This is a genomic window from Psychrobacter sp. TAE2020 (genome assembly GCF_018919485.1).
In the GTDB taxonomy this organism is placed as follows: Bacteria; Pseudomonadota; Gammaproteobacteria; order Pseudomonadales; family Moraxellaceae; genus Psychrobacter.
Window position 1 is genome coordinate 1 of the sequence record NZ_JAHLMU010000011.1, and the last position, 996, is coordinate 996.

2 protein-coding genes are annotated in these 996 nt (G+C 29.3%); both read right to left on the bottom strand.

From position 1 onward, the window contains the following. Positions 1 to 51: 51 nt before the first annotated feature. On the bottom strand, positions 52 to 408 hold the full coding sequence (locus tag KPY62_RS13510; protein ID WP_216583468.1) for a glycosyltransferase: 357 nt from the start codon (positions 406 to 408) through the stop codon (positions 52 to 54). After that, positions 395 to 996 (bottom strand): lipopolysaccharide biosynthesis protein (locus tag KPY62_RS13515; RefSeq protein WP_216583469.1); only part of this gene is annotated, 602 nt, incomplete at its 5' end. The genes KPY62_RS13515 and KPY62_RS13510, both read right to left, overlap by 14 nt.

Consider the following 996-nt stretch of genomic DNA (forward strand, 5'->3'; position numbering starts at 1 on the left):
CATAAATTCAAGATAAGTATTTCTTATATTTTTTATATTACATTCAATTAGTCAAGTATCACTATGACTATGACTTATTCTAGTTTTTACACCAGCTAGCCAACTTACAAACATAATAACTCCACTGAATGCATGCACATGGCTGTGTACTACATCAGGTTTTATTTTTTTAAATAGAAAAAATAAATCATACATATATTTAAGTATATTATCAGGCTTACATATGTACTTCTTAACTCCTAATTCGGCTATTTCATTATCAAAGTAAGCATGTTTATCCCGATGAACTATAAGTTCATGCTTAAACTCTTTAGCATTTGCAGTTTTTAATATACTCATTAACCAAGTCTCAACTCCACCAATATCCATAGCTCCAAGTATGTGAACTATTTTTTTAGGTTGTGACATACTCACCTCGAAATTTCTTAATTAATATTATAGAGCTGATAACGAACTGTGTGAAAGCCGAAATAACACTTACCCAAGCTGCTCCTACGAGATCGTATTTTGGTATTAAGTACCATGAAGATATGGTTGTTAATACTAGTAAAAATGCAAACATTGGTACTTGAGCCTTTATAACCTTTATAGAAGTCATTACATACCCATTAACTATGGACAAGTAAACAAAAACGCCTGCTATCATTAGAATATTTAATATGTCTGTATAAGAATCAAACTTATTATCATAAATTAAATGTAAAATATCGTTACCAAAAAATAGTGTAACTATATAACCTGCTATGCCAAATAATCCAGCTATAATCCAGCTATATCTAATATATTTGAAAAACAGACTATAATCTTTTCTACTCCAGGATTTCGAGTAGTATGGACTTAGATATTGGCAAACTGAATTTATTATTATCCCACCTATCACAATAAAATAATAGAATATCGTAAACACACCTACTTTCTCTATAGAATGATAATTCTCGATAAAATATCTAGGCATATTTATTTGTAATGAGACGATCATTACAGTAATTCCTAATG

Bases quoted from the DNA above. Each gene is read 5' to 3' on its own strand.
- KPY62_RS13510 (WP_216583468.1), bottom strand. From the start codon at position 408: ATGTCACAACCTAAAAAAATAGTTCACATACTTGGAGCTATGGATATT.